Origin of the sequence: Azospirillum sp. TSO35-2, from assembly GCF_003116095.1 — a bacterium.
Lineage (GTDB): Bacteria > Pseudomonadota > Alphaproteobacteria > Azospirillales > Azospirillaceae > Azospirillum.
In genome coordinates this window covers 321,940-341,687 of sequence record NZ_LGRA01000022.1, presented here as the reverse complement: position 1 = coordinate 341,687, position 19,748 = coordinate 321,940, and the positions used below count along the sequence as shown (strand labels likewise).

Here is a 19,748-nt window from a genome sequence, read left to right as displayed (position 1 = left end):
ACCGTGTCAGGCCGTCCGCTCGCCGCTCATCGCCGCGGCGACCAGGGCTTGCGCCTCGGTTTCGGCCTTCAGCCCGGCGTCGCGGCGCTCGCTGTAGCGGCTGGTCAGGCAATCGCTGCGGTCGCGCACCAGCAGGGTGAACTTGACCAGCTCCTCCATCACGTCCACCACCCGGTCGTAATAGGCGGACGGCTTCATCCGCCCGGCCTCGTCGAACTCCTGGTAGGCCTTGGCGACGGACGACTGGTTCGGGATGGTCACCATGCGCATCCAGCGCCCCAGCACCCGCATGGCGTTCACCGCGTTGAAGGACTGCGAGCCACCGGACACCTGCATCACCGCCAGCGTCCGGCCCTGCGTCGGCCGGATGCCGGCGCTTTCCAGCGGCAGCCAGTCGATCTGGCATTTCAGGACGCCGGTGATGGTGCCATGGCGCTCCGGGCTGACCCAGACCTGCCCTTCGGACCACTGCGACAGGGCACGCAGTTCCGCCACCTTCGGGTGATCGGCCGGCACGCTGTCCGGCAGCGGCAGGTCGCGTGGGTCGAAGATGCGCGTCTCCGCCCCCATGCGCCGGAGCAGGCGGGCGGCCTCCTCGGTCAGGAAACGGCTGTAGGAGCGTTCCCGCAGCGAGCCGTAGAGCAGCAGGATGCGCGGCGGATGCGTCGACGGCCGTTCCGGCGTCAGCCCATCGAGGTCGGGCACCTCGAAAAAGCGCTCGTCCAGGCTCGGCAGGGAGTCCCGTCCGGTCGTCTCGATGTCATGCATGGTTGCGTCCTTCGTACCAGGGCCTGGTGGCCTTGACGATGCGCACCACCGACAGCATCACCGGAACCTCGACCAGCACGCCGACCACCGTGGCGAGCGCCGCACCGGAGCCGAGGCCGAACAGGCTGATGGCGGCGGCCACCGCCAGCTCGAAGAAGTTCGACGCGCCGATCAGCGCCGCCGGCGCCGCCACGCACCACGCCACGCCGAAGCGGCGGGACAGCCAGTAGGCCAGGCCGGCGTTGAAATAGACCTGGATCAGGATCGGCACCGCCAGCAGCAGGATCACCAGCGGCTGCGCCAGGATCTGCTCCCCCTGGAAGCCGAACAGCAGCACCAGCGTGGTCAGCAGCGCCACCAGGGACACCGGCTGGATCACGCCCAGCGTGCGCGTCAGCGCCGGCTCGCCTCCGGTCGCCAGCAGGCGGCGCCGCCACACCTGCGCGGCCACCACCGGGATGACGATGTAGAGCAGAACCGACAGCAGCAGCGTGCCCCAGGGCACGGTGATCGACGCCACGCCGAGCAGCAGCCCGACCAGCGGCGCAAAGGCGAAGACCATGATGATGTCGTTCAGCGCCACCTGGCTCAGCGTGTAGTGCGGTTCGCCCTCGCACAGGTTGGACCACACGAAGACCATCGCGGTGCAGGGGGCGGCGGCCAGCAGGATCAGGCCGGCGATGTAGGACGGGATCTGGTCCTGGGGCAGCAGCGGGGCGAACAGATGACCGATGAACAGCGTGCCGAGCAGCGCCATCGAGAAGGGCTTGACCGCCCAGTTGATGAACAGCGTCACGCCGATGCCGCGCCAGTGCTCCTTGACCCGGGCGAGCGCGCCGAGGTCGATCTTCAGCAGCATCGGCACGATCATCAGCCAGATCAGCACCGCCACCGGCAGGTTGACCTTGGCGACCTCCGCCGCGGCGATCGCCTGGAACGCGCCCGGCACCAGATGGCCGAGGGCGATGCCGGCGACGATGCACAGCGCCACCCACAGGCTGAGATAGCGCTCGAACAGGCCCATCGCGGGGCGGGCCGCCGGAGCGGCATGGACATCAGCGGTCATTCGTCTTGTCCCTGTCAAAGACCCGTGTCAGGAAGCGCCGCCGACGCGGTTCCCGGCCGCATCGACGACGCGCTCGCCGTCTTCCTTGGTGAAGGCGCCGCGTTGCGGATCGGCGAGAATGTCGAGCACCACCTCGGACGGGCGGCACAGCCGCACGCCGAGCGGCGTCACCACGATCGGCCGGTTGATCAGGATCGGGTGGGCCACCATCGCGTCGAGCAGCTGGTCGTCGGTCAGCCCCGGGGCGCCCAGCCCAAGCTCCGCATAGGGCGTGCCCTTCTCGCGCAGCACGGCGCGCACTGGCACGCCCATCCGGCGGATCAGCCCGGCCAGCGTGTCGCGCGTCGGCGGCGTCTTCAGATACTCGATCACCGTCGGCTCGACACCGCTGTTGCGGATCAGCGCCAGCGTGTTGCGCGAGGTGCCGCAATCCGGGTTGTGGTAGATGGTGACCGGCGTCATTGCGCCGGCTCCGGGGTGGCGGACGCTTGGCCCATGTCATCCAGCTTGCGCTTCAGCGCCAACCGGTCGAGCGACGCGATGGGCAGGCTGACGAATGCCTGGATGCGGCGCTGGATTTGCCCGAACACCGTGGCGGTGAAAGCGGCCTTCTCCGCATCGCTGCCCTGGGCGCTGGATGGATCGGCAAAGCCCCAGTGGGCGGTCATCGGCTGGCCCGGCCACACCGGGCAGACCTCGCCAGCGGCGTTGTCGCAGACGGTAAAGACGAAATCCATGTGCGGCGCGCCCGAGGCCGCAAACTCGTCCCAGGTCTTGGAGCGCAGCTCGGCGGTCGGAAATCCCAGCCGTTCCAGCAGGTCATGGACATAGGGGTTGATACGGCCGGACGGCTGGCTGCCGGCGCTGAAGCCGCGGAAGCGGCCCTTGCCCTCCCGGTTCAGCAGGCATTCCGCCATGACGCTGCGGGCACTGTTGTGGGTGCACAGGAACAGGACGTTGTAGACGCGGTCGGTCATCGCTGGATTGCCTTTCCAGGCCGCAGGCGGCGCGGCGGTTGGGGTCGGACCTCAGGCATCGTGGTCGCATCCGGCGGAACCACACGGGACAGCCCGGGGCGGATCGGGGAAGCAGAGTTCGGGGCGGCCCTGGCAGCACTCCTCCGTCAGGAAGGCGATCAGCCGACGGGTGCCCTCATGGTCGGAGGCGTAGAAAATCTGCCGCTGCACCCGCCAGGAGCGGAGCAGGCCGGCGCGTTCCAAGGTCGCCAGATGATGCGACAGCGTCGAAGCCGGAACCCCGACCTGGTTCGCAACCTCGCCGGCCGTCAACCCGTTCGGCCCCGCCTTGATCAGAAGGCGGAACACGGCCAGGCGGGTGTCCTGGGCGAGCGCGGCAAAGGCGTCGATGGCGGTTCTTGCTTCCATAATTCGACGATAGTCGAAATATAGGAGGGAGGCAAGCGTCCGTCATGCGCATGACGTGTTCCGGGCAGGCCCGCTACCCCTCCCAGCGATGGGACAGCACGAAGCTGTAGCGTTCGGATCGGATGTGGAAGACCGAACGGTCGGCGCAGCCGCCGTCGGCGAAGACGGAGCGGCGGCCCATCACCAGCACCGGCGCCCCCACCGGCAGGCCGAGCGGCAGGGCCACCGCCTCGGCGGCCGCCTCCGCCTTCACCTCGATGTCGGCGGCGCCGACCGGCTTGCCGAGCACCTCCTGCAGGATCGCATAGATCGGCTTCTGCCCGGCGGCCGGCCAATCGACCGCCTCCAGGGCCAGCGGCAACAGGCTGCGGCCCAGCGCCACCGGCTCATCCTCCACCAGATGCAGGCGGCACACCTCCAGGCAGCGGGGGCCGAAATCGTCCCGCAGGTCCGGCGGTGTGGCCAGGGCCTGCGCCGACACAAGCCGCATTCCGGCAGCCACGCCTTGCAGGCGCAGCGATTCATGGAAGCTGCGCAGCCGGTCGAGCGGATGCTGGACCCGCTTGCCCGCCGTGAAGGTGCCCTTGCCCTTGCGGCGCTCGATCAGCCCTTCGGTTTCCAGCCGGTCGAGCGCCAGCCGAACGGTGACGCGGCTGACGGCGAAACGGGCGCCGATCTCGCTTTCCGTCGGCAGCCGGCCCGACGGCTCGAACCGGCGGGCGGCGATCTCGTCGCGCAGTTGGTCGGCGATCTGCCGGTACAGCGCCGTCGCGTTGTCTCGCACCAGGGCCACCCCGCCCTCTCCCCCGATCGACCATCCGTCGCCGCCTTGATGCCACCGCCGACGGGGCGGCTCAAGCCCGTCTTCGGGGCGTTCGGGGTGTTTGGTCGCAAGGGCGGGGCCGGCGACCGGGCAACGGGGCGACCACGCCCGGTCCGCAACACCCGGCGGCGCCGCAAAGCCCGCAGGCCCGGCGCCGCTGAGTCTCCTGCATTCGGACCCTGGGCGTGGTGGCTCAGTGGCTGATCATCCACGGCCGCGCCGTCGGGAAGCCCTTTGCCCCGTCCGGGGTGCGGAGCACCGACCGCCCCGTCTTGCCGCCGCCGCAACACCCGCAGCCGGGGCCGTGCTTGTGCGCCGGCCCGACGTCCGACAACAGCTTCGGCCGGTCGGCGCTGCGTTCATTGGTGGCGTGTGCTGTCCGGGTCGCCGCCGACAGGGTGGAGAAGGCCGGCGCCATGCGGATCACCCGCCGCGACGGCGTCTCGCAGCAGGGGCAGGGCTGCGGCAGACTGCTTTCCGCCATCGGCCGCATTTCCGTGAAATCGCCGCAGGTCGGGCACTCGTAGTCGTACATGGGCATGGCGCGGCCTCCTTCCTCTGCCGGTTACACGCGGTCCGGGGCGATGGGCATGTCGATGTCGCCGCTGATGAACTTCGTCGGCCCGTCGGCGTTGGGGCTGATGTCGAAGTCGAAGATCTGTGTCGGCAGGAACAGGGTGGCGCAGGCGTTGGGAACGTCGACGACGCCGCTGATGTGGCCCTGCACCGGCGCGGTGCCGAGGATCGAATAGGCCTGGGCGCCGGAATAGCCGAACTTCTTCAGATATTCGATGGCGTTCAGGCAGGCCTGGCGATAGGCGACGTGGACGTCCAGGTAATGCTGCTCGCCCGCCTCGTCGACCGAAATGCCCTCGAAGATCAGGTAGTCGTTGTAGGTCGGCACGATCGGGCTCGGCTTGAAGATCGGGTTCTTGACGCCGTATTTCGCCATGCCGTCCTTGATCAGGTTCACCTTCAGATGGGCCCAGCCCGCCATCTCGATGGCGCCGCAGAAGGTGATCTCGCCGTCGCCCTGGCTGAAATGCAGGTCGCCCATCGACAGGCCGGCGCCCTTCACATAGACCGGGAAATAGATGCGCGAGCCGCGCGACAAATCCTTGATGTCGCAGTTGCCGCCATGCTCGCGCGGCGGCACGGTGCGGGCGCCCTCCGCCGCCGCCTTGTCGCGGGCGTCGCCCTTCAGCCGGCCCATATGGGCGGTCGGCGCGTAGGGCGGGTTGGCGAGGCCGGGGACGCGGGTCGGGTTGGTGTCGATCAGCGCCTGCTCGCGCTTGTTCCACTTGGCCAGCAGGTCGTGGGACGGCAGGCAGCCGATCAGGCCGGGGTGGATCAGCCCGGCGAAGCGCACGCCGGGGATGTGGCGCGACTTGGTGAACATGCCCTCGAAATCCCAGATCGACTTCTGGGCCAGCGGGAAATGCTCGGTCAGGAAGCCGCCGCCATTCTGCTTGGAGAAGAAGCCGTTGAAGCCCCACTGCTGCTGCGGGAAGGCGCCGATGTCCAGCAGGTCGACCACCAGCAGGTCGCCCGGCTCCGCCCCCTCGACGCCGACCGGCCCGCTGAGGAAATGCACCTGGCTGAGGTCGACGTCGCGCACGTCGGCGGCATCGTCGTCGTTCCGGATCTGGCCGCCGGTCCAGTCGTAGCATTCCAGGATGAAATCGTCGCCCGGCTTCACCGTCACCGCCATCGGGATGTCCGGATGCCAGCGGTTGTGGATCATGTCGTTTTCGTAGGGGGTCTGCGACAGGTCGACCTTGATGAGGGTGTCAGCCATGGCTTGCTCTTCCTTTTTGTGGACTGATGTCAAGGGATTGGGAGTGTTGGCGCGCCGGACCGGCGGTCAGACCGACAGCAGCCGGGCGACCTTGGCCTCGTCGATGGCGTCGCGGCTGTCCTCGTGGACGATCTCGCCGTTTTCGATCACCAGCACCCGGTCGGCGATGTCCAGCGCGAAGCTCAGCACCTGTTCCGACACGATGATGCTGAGCCCCTTCTCGTCGCGGATGCGGCGCAGGGTGCGGGCCATTTCGCGGATGATCGACGGCTGGATGCCCTCCGTCGGCTCGTCCAGCAGCAGCACCTTGGGCTTGGTCGCCAGCGCGCGGGCGATGGCCAACTGCTGCTGCTGGCCGCCCGACAGGTTGCCGCCGCGCCGGCCCTTCATCTCCAGCAGCACCGGGAACAGCTCGTACAGGTCGCCGGGAACGCTGCGGCCGCCATGCACGGTCAGGCCAGTCTCGATGTTCTCCTGCACGGTCATGGTCGGGAAGATCATGCGGCCCTGGGGGACATAGGCGACGCCCTTCGCAACCCGCTCGTAGCTCTTCAAGCCGGTGATCTCGGTCTCGCCGATGCGGATGGCGCCGGATCGCGCCGGCACGATCCCCATCAGCGATTTCATCAGCGTCGTCTTGCCCATGCCGTTGCGGCCCATGATGGCGACGATCTCGTTGGGCGCCACGGCGAAGTCCAGGCCATGCAGAACCTCGCTCTCGCCGTAGGACACGCGCAGTTGGTTGACGGACAGCATGTCGGTTCCTCCGGTCAATGGCCGAGATAGACTTCGATGACCTTGGGGTCGCTCTTCACCCGCTCCATGCTGCCTTCCGAGAGGATTTTCCCCTGGTGCAGGACGGTGACGCGGTGGGCGATGTCCTCGACGAACTTCATGTCGTGCTCGATCACCAGCACCGAGCGGTTCCGGATGATGCGGTTCAGCAGCTCGGCGGTCTTCTTGCGCTCGTTCACGCTCATGCCGGCGACCGGCTCGTCCAGCATCAGCAGCTCCGGGTCCTGGATCAGCAGCATGCCGATCTCCAGCCACTGCTTCTGGCCGTGGCTGAGATATTCGGCGCGCTGGTCGAGATGATCCGCCAGGAAGATCATCTCGGCGATCTCGGCCACCCGCTCGCGCACCGCGGCGTCGCGCTTGAAGGCAAGGGCGCCGAACACCGTCCGGCCGCGGGGGTAGGAGATCTCCAGGTTCTCGAACACCGTCAGGTCGTCGTAGATCGACGGGTTCTGGAACTTGCGGCCGACCCCGGCCTTGACGATCTCGTGCTCCTTCATCGCCGTCAGTTCCCGGTTGCGGAACTTGATGGAGCCGCCGGACGCCTTGGTCCGTCCGCAGATCAGGTCGAGCACCGTGGTCTTGCCGGCGCCGTTGGGGCCGATGATGACGTGGATTTCGTTGCTGTCGACGTAGAAGGAGAGGTCGTTGACCGCCTTGAACCCGTCGAACGACACGGTCAGCCCTTCGACCGCCAGCAGGTAATCGGTGGGGTTTGTCATGGGATCCGGCCCTCCTCAATCGGCGGCGGTGTGGGGCGGGATGATCGGGGCGCTGGCCCGGCTCGCTGGGCGGGGCAGCAGCCGGCCAAGCCTGGGGGCGATGAACTGCTGGTAGAGGCCGGCCAAGCCGTTGGGGAACACCATCACGACGCCGATGAACAGCGCGCCCATGGCGAACAGCCACAGCTCCGGAAAGCTTTCCGACAGCATCGTCTTGGCCCAGTTGACCAGCAGCGTGCCGTAGACCGCCCCCAGCAGCGACAGCCGTCCGCCGACCGCGCAGTAGATGACCATCTCGATCGACGGCACGATGCCGACGAAGGACGGCGACATGAAGCCGACCTGCAGCGTGAACATCGCGCCCCCCACCGCCGACAGCGCCGCGGCGAAGCAGAAGACGAAGATCTTGAAGTTGGCGACGTCGTAGCCGGAGAAGCGGACCCGGTCCTCCTTGTCGCGCAGCGCCACCAGGATGCGGCCCAGCTTCGACCGGCGGACATGGAGGCACAGCAGGATGCAGCCGATCAGCAGGGCCGCGTTCACGAAATACAGCACCAGCTTCGCCTCGTCGGTGCGGATGTCCCAGCCCTTCAGCGTGCGCAGGTCGGTGATGCCGTTGATGCCGCCGGTGTAGCCCTGCTGGCCGATGATCAGGATCGTCAGGATGGCGGCGAAGGCCTGGGTGATGATGGCGAAATAGACGCCGCCGACCCGCCGCTTGAACATCGCCAGCCCGACGATGAAGGCCAGCAGCGCCGGGACCGCCACCACCGCGATGGTGGCGAAGGTCAGGCTGTGGAACGGCTCCCAGAACCAGGGCAGTTCCTTCAACTGGTTCCAGTCCATGAAATCGGGAATGCCGGGGGTGGACTGGATCTTGGTCGCTTCGGGGCTGGAGGCCTCCAGCTTCAGGAACATCGCCATGCAATAGCCGCCGATGCCGAAGAAGATGCCCTGGCCCAGCGACAGGATGCCGGCGCTGCCCCAGCACAGCACCAGGCCGAGCGCCACGAAGGCGTAGGTCAGGTATTTGCCGACCATGTTCAGGCGGAAGATGTCGAGCCCCAGCGGCAGCACGATGATCAGCAGGGCGGCCAGCAGCAGGATGCCCGCGACGTCGCCGTCGATGCGCCCGAGACGGCGGCCCTGAGGGAGACTTTGAGGGGTGCGCGTCATGATGAATGGCTCCTCAGCGGCGGACTTTGAGGACGAACAGGCCCTGCGGGCGCAGCATCAGGATCACGACGACGGTCAGCAGCGTCAGCACCTTGGCGGTCGAGCCGCTGAGGAAGAACTCCATCGTCGACTGCGCCTGGCTGATGGTGAAGGCGGACGCGATGGTGCCGATCAGGCTCTGGGCGCCGCCGAACACCACCACCAGGAAGGTGTCGACGATGTAGAGCTGGCCCGACGTCGGACCGGTCGAGCCGACCATGGTGAAGGCGCTGCCCGCCACCCCGGCGATGCCGCAGCCGAGACCGAAGGTGTAGCGGTCGACCTTCTCGGTGTTGATGCCGACGGCACCGGCCATCACCCGGTTCTGCATCACCGCGCGCACGCCCTGGCCCCAGCGCGACCGGAACATCACGGCGTAGATCGCGACGGTGATGGCGGTGGTCAGCGCCATGACGAACAGGCCGTTGATCGGCACCTCGATGGTGCCGGTGACGGCGACCGACCCCATCAGCCAGTCGGGCAGCACCACCCCGACCTCACGCGCGCCGAAGACGGAGCGGAAGACCTGCTGGAGGATCAGGCTGAGCCCCCAGGTCGCCAGCAGCGTGTCGAGCGGCCGCCGGTAGAGGAAGCGGATCATCGCCCATTCCACCAGCATGCCCAGCGCCCCGCTGGCGACGAAGGCCAGCGCCATGGCGATGAAGAAATAGACCGGGAAAAGCGCCGGCGCGTAACTGGAAATGAACGTCGAGCAGAGATAGGTCACATAGGCGCCGAGGATCATGAACTCCCCGTGCGCCATGTTGATGACGCCCATCTGCCCGAAGATGATGGCGAGGCCAAGCGCCATCAGCACGAAGACGGAAAACAGAATGAGCCCTGCGAATCCCTGCATCGCAAAGATCGACCCGAGCTCGGCCAGGCTGTAGCCCTCGAACATGATGGGAACTCCTGTGCGGTGATGCGGCGGAGTGCGGAAGCGGATGCCCCCTCCCTAACCCTCCCCCTCTTCGAGGGGGAGGGAACTGCCGGCGCCTCGCAAATCACCCCCTCTCCCGCGATAGCGGGGGAGGGTCGGGGAGGGGCATCGAAGCCGACGCCCCCATCCCCCTTACTGGTAGCCCTTCGGGAACGGGTTCGGCTCGATCAGGTCTGCCGTCTCGAACACCACGTCGAACTGTCCGTCGGTGCGGGCGCGGCCGACGCGGGTCTTGCTCCACAGATGATGGTTCTCGTGGACGCGGACATAGCCTTCCGGCGCGCCGGTGAACTCGATGCCGGGCGACGCCGCGGCGATCTTGTCGACGTCGAAGCTCTTGGCCTTCTCGGCCGTCAGCTTCCACAGCCAGGGGCCGAGATAGCCGGCCTGGGTCACGTCGCCGATGACGCTTTCCCCGCCCCACATCTTCTTGAAGGCGGCGACGAACTTCTCGTTGTTGGGGTTCTTCAGCGACTGGAAATACTTCATGCAGGCATAGGCGCCGGCGATGTTCTCGCCACCGATGCCCAGCATCTCGTCCTCGGTGACGGAGATGGTCATCAGCGTCTGCTTGTTCAGGTCGATGCCGGCCGCCTTCAGCTGCTTGTAGAAGGCGACGTTCGACCCGCCGACGACCGAGGCGTAGATCACGTCCGGCTTGGTCAGCTTGATCTTGTTGATGACCGAATTGAACTGGGTATGGCCGAGCGGGAAATACTCCTCGCCGACCACCTTCTGCCCGTGCATTTCGATGTGCTTGCGGGCGATCTTGTTGGAGGTGCGCGGCCAGATATAGTCGGAGCCGATCAGGAAGAAGGACTTCGCCCCCTTCTCCTTCGTCACCCAATCCAGCCCGGCCAGGATCTGCTGCGTCGCTTCCTGCCCGGTGTAGATGACGTTCTTCGACTGCTCCAGCCCCTCATAGAAGGTCGGGTAATAGAGCATGCCGTTGTACTGCTCGAACACCGGCAGAACCGCCTTGCGCGAGGCCGACGTCCAGCAGCCGAACACCGCCGCCACCTTGTCTTCCACCAGCAGCTTGCGCGCCTTTTCGGCGAAGGTCGGCCAGTCGCTGGCGCCGTCCTCCTGGATCACCTCGATCTTGCGGCCCAGCACGCCGCCCATCTCGTTGATCTGGGCGATGGCGAGCTTTTCGGCCTGCACCGACCCGGTTTCCGAGATCGCCATGGTGCCGGTGGTGGAGTGCAGAATGCCGACCTTCACCGTGCTGTCGGTGACGGCGAGCTTCGTCGTGTTGACGGCGTCGGTCGGCAGCGCCTGGGCCAGCGCGCCGCGCGGCAGCAGCCCGACGGCCGGCAGCGCCGCCATGCCGAGGAGGAGCTTGCGGCGGAGCGGCGAAGGCAGGCCGCCGATGGTCTTGTCCGCATTGATCTTGTCCGAGGACATGAAACCTCCTGATGTTGGCCGTTGTCGCCTTCACAAAAGCCGTCCGCAACCGGGCGCGGCCCTTTTTGAAAGGCGGTATTTTTTGAGGGGGTTGGCGGAACGATCCGCGATAGGACGGGCCGATGTTTGGCCGAACGGTGCAACGCAGCAATACGTGGATTTGCGTATAGGGGTGCCGGACCGCAAATCGCTATAAACTTGCATCAGTCTGGAACCTGCCGGGCGCTCGCAACCACCGAAAAGCGAGTGGAACACCTGTGTTTTCTCGCAGAAAACGGCGGCTGTTTCGCTTTGTTGTTCGGTCGGTTTGTTTTGACAGGCTGGCGGGAGTGACGGAATTTACTATGTGCGCGACACGGAAGCGGAATTTGTAAACAGTCAGCAACACGCACGAAAAGTCAGGAGGGTGAATGGGGCCGGTGGCGGGGCGCCAGAGGGTGGTCGCGGTCCGGCGGACCTACAACCGGTGGGTCGCCAACCAGACGCTGGAAGACTACGCGCTGCGCTTCACCGCGCGGAAGGCGCGGCGCTGGTCGCCGTCGCGCGTCGCCAACACGGCGCTCGGCTCGATCTCCTTCCTGGCGCTGGAGGCGATCGGCGGGGCGATCACGCTGAACTACGGATTCACCAACGCGCTCCTCGCCATCCTGGCCGCCGCCGTCCTGATCTTCGCCAGCGCCCTGCCCATCAGCTACTACGCCAGCCGCTACGGCGTTGACATGGATCTGCTGACGCGCGGCGCCGGCTTCGGCTACATCGGCTCCACCATCACCTCGCTGATCTACGCCTCCTTCACCTTCATCTTCTTCGCCATCGAGGCGGCGATCATGGCGACGGCGCTGGAGATGGTGTTCGGCCTGCCGCTGGCCGCCGGCTACGTCGTCAGTTCGCTCCTGGTGATCCCGCTGGTCGCCTACGGCTTCACCGTCATCAGCCGCATCCAGCTGTGGACCCAGCCGCTGTGGCTGGCGCTGCACGCCCTGCCCTTCCTGTTCATCGCCGTCCAGGACAGCGACGCCTTCACCACCTGGACCCGCTTCACCGGCCGGGCGGCGGAGGCGAGCGACGGCGGCTTCGACCTGATGCTGTTCGGCGCCGCGGCGTCGGTGGTGTTCTCGCTGCTGGCGCAGATCGGCGAACAGGTCGACTTCATCCGCTTCCTGCCCTACGACCCCGACGCGAAGGGCCGCAAGAGGCTGTGCTGGTGGGCGGCGCTGGTGGCGGCCGGGCCGGGCTGGATCGTCATCGGCACGATCAAGCTGCTGCTCGGCTCCTTCCTCGTGGTGCTGGCGCTGCAGAACGCCGTGCCGCTGGATCTGGCGGCGGAGCCGACGCGGATGTATCTCGTCGCCTTCCAGTATGTGACGCCGTCGCCGCAGGTGGCGCTTGGCCTGACCGGCCTGTTCGTCGTGCTGTCGCAGTTGAAGATCAACGTCACCAACACCTACGCCGGCTCCATCGCCTGGTCGAACTTCTTCTCGCGCCTGACCCACAGCCACCCCGGCCGGGTGGTGTGGGTGGTGTTCAACGTCGTCATCGGCCTGATGCTGATGGAACTCGGCATCTACAAGACGCTGGAACCGGTGCTGGGGCTCTATTCCAGCGTCGCCGCCTCGTGGATCGGCGCGCTGGTCGCCGATCTGGTGGTGAACAAGCCGCTCGGCCTCAGCCCACCGCACGTCGAGTTCAAGCGCGCCCACCTCTACGACATCAACCCGGTCGGCGTCGGCGCCATGCTGCTGGCGACGGTGTTGTCGATGCTGGCCTTCCTGGGGGCGCTGGGACCGACGCTGAAGGTCTGCGCCCCCTTCCTCGCCTTCGCCACCGCCTTTGTCGCGGCCCCCGCCATCGCCTGGGCGACCCGCGGCGACTATTACATCGCCCGCCGCCCCTTCGAGGGCTGGAACAACGAGGAGGCGGTCCGCTGCCGCATCTGCCAGCACGCCTTCGAGCCGGAGGACATGGCCTTCTGCCCGGTCTATGCCGGGGCGATCTGCTCGCTCTGCTGTTCGTTGGACGCCCGCTGCGGCGACGGCTGCAAGACCGACGCCCGGCTGGGCGTGCAGCTGCGCCACGCGCTGGACGCCGTCCTGCCGCCGAAGGCCGCGACGGCGCTGAAGGCGCGGCTCGGCCATTACCTGGGCGTCCTGCTGATGCTGGCGCTGGCGGTCGGCGCGGTGCTGTCCCTCGTCTATGTCGAGGTCGCGTCCGTCAACGCCGAGGCGCAGGCACTGATCCGCAGCACGCTGTGGAAGGTGTTCTTCATCCTGATGATCGTGGCCGGCGTCGCCACCTGGCTGTTCGTGCTGGCCCGCGAAAGCCGCAAGGTGGCGCAGGAGGAAACACAGAAGCAGACCGCGCTGCTGATGCAGGAGATCGAGGCGCACGAACGCACCGACGCCCAGCTTCAGAAGGCGAAGGAGGCGGCGGAGACCGCAAACCTCGCCAAGAGCCGCTATCTGGTCGGCATCGGCCATGAATTCCGCACGCCGTTGAGCGCCATCTTCGGCTATTCGCAGATGCTGGAGCGCGATCCGGCGATGCCGCCGCACCGCATCGACGCCGTCCGCGTCATCCGGCGCAGCGCCGAGCATCTGTCCGGCCTGCTCGACGGGCTGCTGGACGTGTCGAAGATCGAAAGCGGCCGGCTGCAGTTGAACCGGGCGGAGGTGCGCTTCGGCGACCTGCTCGACCAGCTCGTCGGCATGTTCCGCCTGCAGGCGGAAGCCAAGGGCATCGCCTTCCGCTTCGACGCGCCGGAGGAGCTGCCGCCGGTCGTCTTCACCGACGAGGGCCGCATCCGCCAGATCCTGATCAACCTGCTGTCCAACGCCATCAAGTTCACCGACGCCGGCACGGTCTGCCTGCGCGTGCGCCACCGCAGCCAGATCGCCGAGTTCGAGGTGGAGGACACCGGCCCCGGCATCGCCCCCGAGGACCGCGAGCGCATCTTCCAGCCCTTCGAACGCGGGTCGGCCGCCAACCCGATGGTGCCCGGCATGGGGCTCGGCCTGACCATCACGAAGCTGCTGACCGAGGTGATGGGCGGCGAGATCACGGTGACCAGCACTCCCGGCAAGGGCAGCCTGTTCCGGGTCCGGCTGATGATGTCGGCGGCGATGCTGTCCACCGTTCCGGCCCAGCCGGACCATCTGATCCGCGGCTATCACGGGCCGCGCCTGACCGTGCTGGTCACCGACGACGACCTCGCCCACCGCAACCTGCTGGCCGACCTGCTCGCCGAGCTGGGCTTCATCGTGTTCAAGGCGACCGACGGCCCGAACTGCCTCGCCATGGCCGAGCTGCACCGGCCGGACATCCTGCTGCTCGACATCTCCATGCCCGGCATGAACGGGCTGGAGGTGGCCCGCCACCTGCGCGCCTCCGGCCACACCGACACCACCATCGTCCTGGTGTCCGCCGACACGCGGGAGGACCGCTCCGCCGCCGGGCAGGCGGCGGGGGCCGAAAGTGGCCAGCCGCATGACGGGTTCGTCGCGAAGCCGGTGTCCATCCCGAAGCTGCTGGCCTGCATCGGCCGGCTGCGCGGCATCGACTGGGAGTATGAGACGCCGGCCGGCAGCGACGCCGGCCCGCCGGTCTTCGCCCCGTCGGAGCTGCCGCCGCAGCACCACATCGCCGAGCTGATCCATCTCGGCCGCATCGGCTATGTCCGCGGCATGCAGGCCAAGCTGGCCGAGATCGCCGCCGCCTATCCGGAGCTGGAACGCTTCGTCGGCCGCATGCGCACGTTCGTCAGCAATTACGACCTGAACCAGTATATGGCCGCGCTGGAGGCGGTGTACCGCGATGACAGCCACGACGAAGCCAGCCATGACGACGCAACCCACAACCAAACCACGTGACGTCGTCCTCGTCGTCGACGATTCACCCGAAGCCCTCAGCTTCCTGACCGACGCGCTGGAGGAAGCCGGGGTGACCGTGCTGGTGGCGCTGGACGGCCGCAAGGCGCTGGCGCTGCTGGAGCAGGTGACGCCCGACGTCATCCTGATGGACGCCATCATGCCCGGTCTGGACGGCTTCGAGACCTGCCGCCAGTTGAAGCGCAACAGCCAGGTCGCCCATGTCCCCGTCATCTTCATGACCGGCCTGACCGAAACCGAACACATCCTGAAGGGCTTCGCCGCCGGCGGCGTCGATTACGTCACCAAGCCCATCGTCGCCGAGACGCTGATCGCCCGCATGTACGCCCACCTCGCCAACGCCCGCGTCGCCCAGAGCACGCGGGCGGCGCTGGACGTCACCGGGCGCACCCTGCTGGCCGCCAACCGGAAGGGCGAGGTGCTGTGGTGCACGCCGCAAACCACCCGCATGCTGGAGGCGGCCTTCGGAACCGCCGCCGGGACCACGGCCGCGACCGCCGACCAGGCTCCCGTCCAGCCCGGCGTCTCGTTGCCGGAGGAGGCGCGGCGCTGGCTGGCCGACCGTCAGGCCGGCGGCCCCGGCCGCAAGCCCGACAGCGTGGTGATCGCCACCGGCGCGGACGGCCGCTGCCTGCGCCTGAGCCCAGTCGGCCAGACCGGCCCCGACGAAATCCTGCTGCAACTGGCCGAAGAAACCGGCGCCGGCGAGGACACCCGGCTGAAGGACAAGCTGTCGCTGACCCCGCGCGAAGCGGAGGTGCTGATGTGGGTGGCCAACGGCAAGCCCAACCGCGACATCGCCGAAATCCTCGGCCTGAGCCCGCGCACGGTCGACAAGCATCTGGAGCAAATCTATTCGAAGCTCGGCGTGGAGAACCGCGCCGCCGCCGCCGCGATGGCGGTCCGGGCGCTGAACGGGCGGTAGGGTCGGCCAGCCTCACCCGGTCAGCCGCACATAGACGGCCGGCAACCTCTCCGGCAGTTGCTCCACCCGGTCGAGCGGCAGCACGTTGCGCCGGCCGAAGATGTGGCGATGCGTCCCCGCGTCGCCGCCGAGCGCCAGACAGACCACGTCGATGCCCCGGCCGGTCAGCTCCTGCACCGCCTTGCGGGCGTCCTCCACCAGATGGCGCGGGTCGGGGCAGTCGATGTCGGACGGCTCGCCGTCGGTGACCAGCAACAGCAGGCGGCGGTGCGTCGGCTCGCCGGCGAGCATCGTGCCGGCGTGGCGGAGCGCCGCCCCCATCCGCGTCGACCAGCGCCCGTCCAAGCCGGCGAGGCGACCGCGCGCCGCGTCGTCGTAGGCGTCACCGAAGCGCTTGACCGCCAGCCACTGCACCGCCTCCCTCCCGTCGGAGCGGAAGCCGGCCAGCGCAAAGCGGTCGCCGGCCGCGGCCAGCGCGGTGGCCAGCAGGTCCGCCGACCGGCGTTCAAGATCCAGCACCGTGCCGTCCGCCACCGGATCGTTGGTGGAGTGCGAGGCGTCGAGCAGCAGCAGAACCGACAGGTCGCGACCGCGGCGCCTCACCCGCTGGTAGACCCGCAGGTCCGGAGCATGGCCCTGGCGCCGGGCCGCGGTCGCCGCGATGCAGGCGTCGAGGTCGAGGCGGTCACCCTCCCGCTGCCGCCGCAACCGCTCCGGCCGCGCCACGGCCGCGTGGCGGACCAGCGCGCGCACCCGGCCCGCCAGCCGGGGATCGGCGGGCGCGGCCGGTGGCGGTCGGTGCTCCGGCACGCAGTCCAGCACCTGGGCGAAGTCGGGGCGGTACAGGCCGATGCGGTGGTCCCATTCCGGATAGCGCGCCACCGGCCGCCGGGCGGCGGTTTCGGCGACGGCAAGCGGGGCCGGCGACGGCGGGGCTTGCCGCGGTCCGTCGCGGCGGTCGGCCCGTTCCTCCTCCACCGGCTCCGGCCGGACCGCCTCCAGCGGATCGTCGGCGTCGCGCGGCGGCTCCGGCGGGGTGTCGTACAGCCAGAGGCCGCCATTGTCGTCGCGATAGGCCGGTTCGACGCGGTGCCCCCGGGCGTTGATCTGCACCCGCGTCTTGCCGAGGTCGCCGGCGAGGGCACCACCGACCGTCAGGCTGAAGTCCGGATCGTCCCAACGGTCCGGCCGTTCGAAGAACAGGCGCTGGCCCTTGTCAACCCAGGCGTTGCCGTCGCGGTACTCGGGATCGAACAGCGCCCGCGCCATCCGCTCCATCAGGTCCGCCGCCATCAGCGACGCCGACGGCTCCACCCGATGGAAGGGACCCCACAGCCGGCGCAGACCGGGCAGGCCCCGCATGGCCAGATGCTCCACCCGCGCATCCTCGACCAGCGAGACGACGATGGTCAGCAGGGGCTTCAGCCCCTTGGCCGGCCAGGGGCGCGAGAACATCCGGTGCGCCGCGACATGGGCCAGCGCCGCGCGGTAGAGGTCCAGCGAGGGCCAGACGGCGGGCAGCCGGACGAGATCGGCATCGAAACGCGGCCGCATCGCCGCCGGGTCGCCGTCCTGCGTCAAAGGCCGCAGGGGCGGATCGCCCCCCACAACGCCGTCCCATACGCCTTCAGCCGGCGTTCGGCATCGGCCAGGGCGATCCCGCCTTCCATCGCTGGTCAGAAGCAGGCGCCGACCGCCGCCGCCAGCGCATCGCGCAGGTCGGGATCGTCGGTCAGCGGCAACACGACGGCCATGCGGCAGGCGGCCTCGGGCGCCACCCCGCGGGCGATCAGCCGGCCGGCATGGATCAGCATGCGGGTCGACGCTCCCTCCTCCAGCCCGCGGCCGTGCAGGTTGCGGCTGCGCTCGCCCACCGCCACCATGCGCCGGGCCAGAGCCTGCCCGATCCCCGCCTCGTGCGCGACGATGTCGGCCTCGATCCCGGCCGCCGGGTAGCCGAACTCCAGCGCGGCGAAACGCTGCTTGGTGGATTCCTTCAGGTCCTTGACCACGCTCTGGTACCCCGGGTTGTAGGCGACGACGAGCTGGAAGTCGGGATGGGCGGCCACCAGCTCGTTTCGCTTGTCGAGCGGCAGCGCCCGCCGCTCGTCGGTCAGGGGATGGATGACGACGGTGGTGTCGGCCCGCGCCTCAACGATCTCATCCAGGTAGCAGATGGCGCCATGGCGCACCGCCAGGGTCAGCGGCCCGTCCTGCCACACCGTCCCCTCCGCCTCCAGCAGGTAACGGCCGACGAGGTCGGACGCGGTCAGATCCTCGTTGCAGGCGACGGTGACCAGCGGCCGGCCGAGCCGCCACGCCATATGCTCGATGAAGCGGGTCTTGCCGCAGCCGGTCGGTCCCTTCAGCATCACCGGCATGCGGTCGGCGTGGGCCGCCTCGAACAGGGCGACCTCGTCGCCGGTCGGGCAATAATAGGGTTCCCGGTCGATCCGGTAGGTCTGGAGCGCCATGCCTCCACCTTTCGCAAGTGGGTCAGCGGTGCGCCGGCTCTTCCGTCGGGATGCCGTCGATCGGGCATTCGGGCGTGCCGACCGTCGGCCGGGTGAAGGATTCCACCATGGCCCGCGTGCCCTCCGGGTCGCTCACCCACTGGCGGTAGAAGTCGTAGGGGCAAACCGCCTCGCCCTTCACCCCGTCGTGGCTGTTGATCATGCCGGTGTAGCCACGGTGGACCAGCTTGAACAGGTGGTTCTCCGACTGGCCGTTCTTGCGGAAATCGCGGATCAGCGACTTGGACAGTTGGGCGTACTGGATGCCGTAATCCTCCTCGCCGCATTCGCCCAGCGTGCGGCCGTCGAAGCCGACGATGGCGGAATGGCCGAAGTAGGAATAGACGCCGTCGAACCCGGCGGCGTTCGCCACCGCGACATAGACGTTGTTGGCCCAGGCCATCGCCTTCGCCATCAGCACCTGCTGGTCCTTGGCCGGGTACATGTAGCCCTGGCAGCGCACGATCAGCTCCGCCCCCTTCATGGCGCAGTCGCGCCAGATTTCGGGATAATTGCCGTCGTCGCAGATGATCAGGCTGATCTTCAGCCCCTTCGGCCCCTCCGAGACATAGGTGCAGGTGCCGGGATACCAGCCCTCGATTGGCACCCAGGGCATGATCTTGCGGTATTTCTGCACGATCTCGCCCTGGTCGTTCATCAGGATCAGCGTGTTGTAAGGCGCCTTGTGCGGATGCTCCTCGTGCCGCTCGCCGGTGAGGGAGAAGACACCCCACACCTTGGCCTTGCGGCAGGCTGCGGCGAAGATCTCCGTCTCGTCGCCGGGGATGGTGGCGGCGGTCTCGTACATCTCCTTGGAATCATACATGATTCCGTGGGTGGAGTATTCGGGGAAGATCACGAGGTCGAGGCCGGGCAGCCCGGTCTTCATGCCGATCACCATGTCGGCGATCTTCTGCGCGTTCTCCAGCACCTCCACCTTGGTGTGAAGGCGCGGCATCTTGTAGTTGACGACGGCAACGCCGACGGTGTCGTTGCTGCTGGTGATGTCGCCGTGGATCATCTCGGTCTCCCTGCGTGACGGGGCATGACGCGGAGCGTGCGGGAAGCGAGCCGGACGGCTGGGCTTCCGCATTGTTTTTGCACGTGTCTTCGTCGCCTCCGATCATCGGGGAGCGGCGGGGCGACGGGAATACGCGATTCCCCGTATGGCCGGCCGGCGCCGGCACGATCGCGGATCCGGAACACCGGCCGGCAGCGTTCCTTGGAACCGACGAAGTCCGGCACCGCGGCGCCGTCGTCGAAATGGCCGACCTTGCGCCCGTCGTCGCCGATCAGGCCGCGGATCACCGGCATCATCGGCGCCGCAACGGCCGCGAAGATCGAGCCCGAGTTGGAAGCCTGACGGCGCCATAGACCCGGCGGGAACCGGATGCAGGGCATGCATCCCTTACGACGCAAGAAGGCCCCGTTCCTTGCGGAACGGGGCCTTCGACCTGGGTTCTTGCCGGTGCGGGATCGACCCGAAACCACCGGTGTGAAGATGACC

General features: G+C 68.0%; 19 protein-coding genes. 2 read left to right on the top strand and 17 right to left on the bottom strand.

Annotated elements, in window-relative coordinates:
• Positions 1-6: 6 nt before the first annotated feature.
• The 13 genes from arsH to urtA form a co-directional block, all read right to left on the bottom strand.
• Positions 7-768 (bottom strand): arsenical resistance protein ArsH, encoded by a 762-nt coding sequence (arsH, locus tag TSO352_RS31445; RefSeq protein WP_109111210.1) that lies wholly within the window; start codon positions 766-768, stop codon positions 7-9.
• Entirely contained in the window at positions 761-1,792 is a 1,032-nt protein-coding gene (gene arsB, locus TSO352_RS31440; protein ID WP_109111209.1) for an ACR3 family arsenite efflux transporter, read from the bottom strand. Before arsB ends, arsH begins: the two co-directional genes overlap by 8 nt.
• A gap of 69 nt (positions 1,793-1,861) precedes the next feature.
• Positions 1,862-2,296, bottom strand: a complete 435-nt coding sequence (gene arsC, locus TSO352_RS31435) for an arsenate reductase (glutaredoxin) (protein ID WP_109111208.1) — start codon at positions 2,294-2,296, stop codon at positions 1,862-1,864.
• Positions 2,293-2,811 carry an arsenate reductase ArsC gene (locus TSO352_RS31430; protein WP_109111207.1) on the bottom strand — a complete coding sequence of 173 codons (519 nt, stop codon included), beginning with the start codon at positions 2,809-2,811 and terminating at the stop codon, positions 2,293-2,295. The genes arsC and TSO352_RS31430 overlap by 4 nt, the downstream gene beginning before the upstream one ends.
• Before the next feature lie 51 nt (positions 2,812-2,862).
• Positions 2,863-3,219 (bottom strand): metalloregulator ArsR/SmtB family transcription factor, encoded by a 357-nt coding sequence (locus TSO352_RS31425; RefSeq protein WP_109111206.1) that lies wholly within the window; start codon positions 3,217-3,219, stop codon positions 2,863-2,865.
• A 73-nt stretch (positions 3,220-3,292) separates the two neighbouring features.
• Complete coding sequence (locus TSO352_RS31420; RefSeq protein ID WP_109111205.1) at positions 3,293-4,012, bottom strand: GntR family transcriptional regulator; 720 nt, start codon at positions 4,010-4,012, stop codon at positions 3,293-3,295.
• Positions 4,013-4,235: 223 nt separating this feature from the next.
• On the bottom strand, positions 4,236-4,583 hold the full coding sequence (locus tag TSO352_RS31415; protein ID WP_109111204.1) for a zinc ribbon domain-containing protein: 348 nt from the start codon (positions 4,581-4,583) through the stop codon (positions 4,236-4,238).
• A 24-nt stretch (positions 4,584-4,607) separates the two neighbouring features.
• Complete coding sequence (gene fmdA, locus TSO352_RS31410) at positions 4,608-5,840, bottom strand: formamidase (protein ID WP_109111203.1); 1,233 nt, start codon at positions 5,838-5,840, stop codon at positions 4,608-4,610.
• A gap of 66 nt (positions 5,841-5,906) precedes the next feature.
• Entirely contained in the window at positions 5,907-6,596 is a 690-nt protein-coding gene (gene urtE / locus TSO352_RS31405) for an urea ABC transporter ATP-binding subunit UrtE (protein ID WP_109111202.1), read from the bottom strand.
• Between the two features lie 14 nt (positions 6,597-6,610).
• Positions 6,611-7,357: an urea ABC transporter ATP-binding protein UrtD gene (urtD, locus tag TSO352_RS31400; protein WP_109111201.1), complete on the bottom strand. Its 747-nt coding sequence runs from the start codon at positions 7,355-7,357 to the stop codon at positions 6,611-6,613.
• Between the two features lie 15 nt (positions 7,358-7,372).
• Positions 7,373-8,533: an urea ABC transporter permease subunit UrtC gene (gene urtC / locus TSO352_RS31395; protein ID WP_109111200.1), complete on the bottom strand. Its 1,161-nt coding sequence runs from the start codon at positions 8,531-8,533 to the stop codon at positions 7,373-7,375.
• A gap of 13 nt (positions 8,534-8,546) precedes the next feature.
• On the bottom strand, positions 8,547-9,473 hold the full coding sequence (gene urtB, locus TSO352_RS31390) for an urea ABC transporter permease subunit UrtB (protein ID WP_109111199.1): 927 nt from the start codon (positions 9,471-9,473) through the stop codon (positions 8,547-8,549).
• Between the two features lie 171 nt (positions 9,474-9,644).
• Positions 9,645-10,919, bottom strand: coding sequence for an urea ABC transporter substrate-binding protein (gene urtA / locus TSO352_RS31385; protein WP_109111198.1), 1,275 nt, complete (start codon positions 10,917-10,919; stop codon positions 9,645-9,647).
• 410 nt (positions 10,920-11,329) lie between these two features.
• Between urtA and TSO352_RS31380 the strand changes: the two genes are divergently transcribed.
• Complete coding sequence (locus TSO352_RS31380; RefSeq protein WP_247872564.1) at positions 11,330-14,785, top strand: ATP-binding protein; 3,456 nt, start codon at positions 11,330-11,332, stop codon at positions 14,783-14,785.
• Entirely contained in the window at positions 14,754-15,728 is a 975-nt protein-coding gene (locus TSO352_RS31375; RefSeq protein ID WP_109111197.1) for a response regulator transcription factor, read from the top strand. Before TSO352_RS31380 ends, TSO352_RS31375 begins: the two co-directional genes overlap by 32 nt.
• A 12-nt stretch (positions 15,729-15,740) precedes the next feature.
• On the opposite strand, the gene TSO352_RS31370 is transcribed toward TSO352_RS31375, so the two are convergent.
• The 4 genes from TSO352_RS31370 to TSO352_RS33725 all read right to left on the bottom strand — a co-directional run.
• Complete coding sequence (locus TSO352_RS31370) at positions 15,741-17,282, bottom strand: VWA domain-containing protein (RefSeq protein WP_146210823.1); 1,542 nt, start codon at positions 17,280-17,282, stop codon at positions 15,741-15,743.
• 122 nt (positions 17,283-17,404) lie between these two features.
• A complete protein-coding gene (locus TSO352_RS31365; RefSeq protein ID WP_109111195.1) occupies positions 17,405-18,202 on the bottom strand; it encodes a CbbQ/NirQ/NorQ/GpvN family protein in 798 nt (265 codons plus the stop codon).
• Positions 18,203-18,224: 22 nt separating this feature from the next.
• Positions 18,225-19,262: an aliphatic amidase gene (locus TSO352_RS31360; protein WP_109111194.1), complete on the bottom strand. Its 1,038-nt coding sequence runs from the start codon at positions 19,260-19,262 to the stop codon at positions 18,225-18,227.
• The coding region (locus tag TSO352_RS33725; RefSeq protein ID WP_211100396.1) for a hypothetical protein at positions 19,259-19,748 on the bottom strand (490 nt) is incomplete at its 5' end. The genes TSO352_RS33725 and TSO352_RS31360, both read right to left, overlap by 4 nt.

Bases quoted from the DNA above. Each gene is read 5' to 3' on its own strand.
- arsH (WP_109111210.1), bottom strand. From the start codon at position 768: ATGCATGACATCGAGACGACCGGACGGGACTCCCTGCCGAGCCTGGAC.
- arsB (WP_109111209.1), bottom strand. From the start codon at position 1,792: ATGGGCCTGTTCGAGCGCTATCTCAGCCTGTGGGTGGCGCTGTGCATC.
- arsC (WP_109111208.1), bottom strand. From the start codon at position 2,296: ATGACGCCGGTCACCATCTACCACAACCCGGATTGCGGCACCTCGCGC.
- TSO352_RS31430 (WP_109111207.1), bottom strand. From the start codon at position 2,811: ATGACCGACCGCGTCTACAACGTCCTGTTCCTGTGCACCCACAACAGT.
- TSO352_RS31425 (WP_109111206.1), bottom strand. From the start codon at position 3,219: ATGGAAGCAAGAACCGCCATCGACGCCTTTGCCGCGCTCGCCCAGGAC.
- TSO352_RS31415 (WP_109111204.1), bottom strand. From the start codon at position 4,583: ATGCCCATGTACGACTACGAGTGCCCGACCTGCGGCGATTTCACGGAA.
- fmdA (WP_109111203.1), bottom strand. From the start codon at position 5,840: ATGGCTGACACCCTCATCAAGGTCGACCTGTCGCAGACCCCCTACGAA.
- urtE (WP_109111202.1), bottom strand. From the start codon at position 6,596: ATGCTGTCCGTCAACCAACTGCGCGTGTCCTACGGCGAGAGCGAGGTT.
- urtD (WP_109111201.1), bottom strand. From the start codon at position 7,357: ATGACAAACCCCACCGATTACCTGCTGGCGGTCGAAGGGCTGACCGTG.
- urtC (WP_109111200.1), bottom strand. From the start codon at position 8,533: ATGACGCGCACCCCTCAAAGTCTCCCTCAGGGCCGCCGTCTCGGGCGC.
- urtB (WP_109111199.1), bottom strand. From the start codon at position 9,473: ATGTTCGAGGGCTACAGCCTGGCCGAGCTCGGGTCGATCTTTGCGATG.
- urtA (WP_109111198.1), bottom strand. From the start codon at position 10,919: ATGTCCTCGGACAAGATCAATGCGGACAAGACCATCGGCGGCCTGCCT.
- TSO352_RS31380 (WP_247872564.1), top strand. From the start codon at position 11,330: ATGGGGCCGGTGGCGGGGCGCCAGAGGGTGGTCGCGGTCCGGCGGACC.
- TSO352_RS31375 (WP_109111197.1), top strand. From the start codon at position 14,754: ATGACGACGCAACCCACAACCAAACCACGTGACGTCGTCCTCGTCGTC.
- TSO352_RS31370 (WP_146210823.1), bottom strand. From the start codon at position 17,282: ATGCGGCCGCGTTTCGATGCCGATCTCGTCCGGCTGCCCGCCGTCTGG.
- TSO352_RS31365 (WP_109111195.1), bottom strand. From the start codon at position 18,202: ATGGCGCTCCAGACCTACCGGATCGACCGGGAACCCTATTATTGCCCG.
- TSO352_RS31360 (WP_109111194.1), bottom strand. From the start codon at position 19,262: ATGATCCACGGCGACATCACCAGCAGCAACGACACCGTCGGCGTTGCC.